The organism is Mesorhizobium sp. M7A.F.Ca.CA.002.04.1.1 (assembly GCF_004022805.1).
Classification (GTDB): domain Bacteria; phylum Pseudomonadota; class Alphaproteobacteria; order Rhizobiales; family Rhizobiaceae; genus Mesorhizobium; species Mesorhizobium ciceri.
On the sequence record NZ_RZPL01000768.1, the window covers coordinates 1 to 2568 of the forward strand.

Genomic DNA, 2568 nt, shown 5'->3' on the forward strand with positions numbered 1-2568 from the left:
GCCTGCGACAGCAGGATCATGCCGGCGGAGGCGACGAAGCCGCAGGCGGCCATCTTTAGAAAATCCGGCAGCGTCGGCCAAAGCCATGGCCGTACCAGGAATTCCAAGCTGGGGTGGACGGCGTGGGTTATGCCGGCAAGGTGAAACGCGCCGGCAACCACGGCGGCGCCAACCAGATAGGCGCCGTTCTGATAGAAGGCCATCACGGTGGACGATTCGGTGTCGCCGATCTTGCGGGCCATCAGCTGCGAAAAACCATAGAGCGCCGCCGAGCCCAGCGACAGCAGCGCTGCCCAGTCGAACAGCCCTGCGCCGGGGCGCAGCATCACGAGGACGCCGAACAAGCCGATCAGCACGGTTGCCAGTGTCTGCCAGGAGACGCGCTCGCCAAGGTAGGGCCCGGCGAGCACCATGATGAACAGCGGCGCCATGAAATAAAGCGCCACCGCATCGGCAAGCGGCAAGGCGGCGATGGCCAGGTAGTACATCGTATAGGAGGTGAACTGGATGAAGGCGCGCACCGTCAGCATGCCGAATCGCTTCGACAGGATCGCCCGCAAGCCAACATCAGCATGGACCAGAACGATGAGGATCGGCAGAGCGACGATCGAGCGGATCGCCATCACCTCGGTCACTGGATAACCGCTCGACACGGCTTTGACGAGCGGATCCTGCAGCGAAAAGACCAGCACGCCGAGGCACAGGCTCAGGATGCCGCCCACCATCCGATTTTGCATCTGCATCCAGGCTCCTGCGCGTACGATCCGAAGCTGCCGCCTGCGGGGTAAAAAGAACCCGCCACCGTTTCGGGCAGCGGGCACGAGTGAGGACTCTTGATTGGTCCGCGGCTGATTTCGCAGCCGCATATCCAATGGGTGAGGCGACTATCATCCGCCGTTTGACATGTTGCAAACGAATTGGAATGATGCCAGCAATCAAATTCTCTTATGGCGGATTTCATGCGGCCGACCCTCGACAGCGACCTCCTGCGCACCTTCGTGGCGATTGCCGAGACCGGCAATTTCACCAAGGCGGCGGAGCAGGCCGGCCGCACCCAATCCGCGGTGTCGATGCAGATGAAGAAGCTCGAAGATCTGATCGGCGCCAGCCTGTTCGAGCGCGGTTCGCGCGGCGTCGCGTTGACGCGGCGCGGCGGCGAACTCATCGTCAACGCCCGCCGCATCGTCTCGCTGCTCGACGAGACGTCGGCATCGATGGCGGCAGCGCCGCTTGGCGGGCCGGTGCGCATCGGCATTCCGGAGGAATATGGCCACGCCATCCTATCGCGCGCGCTCGGCGCTTTCTCGAAGCGTCATACGCAGGTCGAGGTCACCGTGCGCTATGCCCATTCCGGGGCACAGATGGCGGCGCTCGCTGCCGGCGAGCTCGATCTGTGCGTGGTGTTCGAATGGCAGGATCCCGCCGGCGGCGAAGTGCTGATGCACGACCCGACCGTGTGGGTGACATCGTCCCTGCATCACATGCATGAGGAACAGCCGGTGCCGATCGCGCTCTACAACCGGGCCGGCTGGTGCAAGGACTTCGCCATCAAATCGTTGGAGCAGCGCGATCTTGCCTATCGTGTCGCCTATACCAGCGACACCACCGGCGGCCTCAAGCTCGCCGTCACCTCCGGACTGGCGATCGCGCCGATCTCGCGCAGCAACATTCCGGACGGCTGTCGTGAACTGACCACGGCGGACGGATTCGGCGCCATCGATTCCTCGAACGTGGTGATGCACCGCAACCCGAACGCGTCAGGCGAGGCGATCGACGGCATGCAGGATGCGATCCGCGAAGCCTTCGTCAACAGGCTCAGTCAGCCGGCGGCATCCTCGTAGAAATGCAGCCTGTTGCCGAACGGATCGGCGACCGATACCTCGCGGGTCTTCCAAGGCGTCTCTTCCACGCCTGGCCTGGCGAAGCGGTAGTTTTTGCCGGTCAGCTCGCCATGAAGAGCCGTGATGTCCTCGACCTCGATGCGCAGGGCGATGCCGGGTGCACCGTCGCCATGATGTTCGCTGAGATGCAGGACGCAGCCGTCGCGGCCGATCGCCATGTAGAGCGGCGCGTCGTCGGCGAAGCGATGTTCCCACTGCACCTTGAAGTCGAGGAAGCCGACATAGAATTCACGCGCCTTGGCAATGTCGAAGATGCGCAGGATGGGTGTGACGGCGCCAAGTCTGGGCATGGTGGTGCAACCGTGCGAGAGGGTTTTCAGGTGGGATGGACGGGGGCGGCAATCCCCTTGTTTTTTCGCAATTCCGGACGGAAAACCGCTTCACACATTTCCTGGAATTGCTCTATTTCAGCTCGAGCAGCCGTTCCAGATAGCTGCGTTCGATGTCAGGGCTGAGCGCATTGCCGAGCCGCTTGCGGATCGCTTCCAGAATCTGGCGGGCGCGCTGGACGTCGATCTCGTCGGGCACCTTCACCGAATCGCCGAAATCGGGACCCTGGCTGGCGCGCGGCCGGCCGAGCGGATCGCGATCGGCGTTCTGCTGGCGGCCGCCTTCCTCGCCGCCACCCTGGTCGCCCTGCATGGCCTGCATCTGCTTCATCATGTCC

General features: G+C 63.4%; 4 protein-coding genes. 1 reads left to right on the plus strand and 3 read right to left on the minus strand.

Annotated features, from left to right (window positions below; all coding sequences use genetic code 11):
• Positions 1-737, minus strand: a 737-nt coding sequence (locus ENZ75_RS28135) for a DMT family transporter (protein ID WP_164888055.1), incomplete at its 3' end; no start/stop codon positions are given.
• Between the two features lie 222 nt (positions 738-959).
• Between ENZ75_RS28135 and ENZ75_RS28140 the strand changes: the two genes are divergently transcribed.
• Positions 960-1841, plus strand: a complete 882-nt coding sequence (locus ENZ75_RS28140; protein WP_024503767.1) for a LysR family transcriptional regulator — start codon at positions 960-962, stop codon at positions 1839-1841.
• On the opposite strand, the gene ENZ75_RS28145 is transcribed toward ENZ75_RS28140, so the two are convergent.
• Positions 1820-2191, minus strand: coding sequence for a glyoxalase superfamily protein (locus tag ENZ75_RS28145; protein WP_063169090.1), 372 nt, complete (start codon positions 2189-2191; stop codon positions 1820-1822). The two genes, ENZ75_RS28140 and ENZ75_RS28145, sit on opposite strands and share 22 nt — an antisense overlap.
• Before the next feature lie 112 nt (positions 2192-2303).
• Positions 2304-2568, minus strand: a 265-nt coding sequence (locus tag ENZ75_RS28150) for a DUF4175 family protein (RefSeq protein ID WP_128278482.1), incomplete at its 5' end; no start/stop codon positions are given.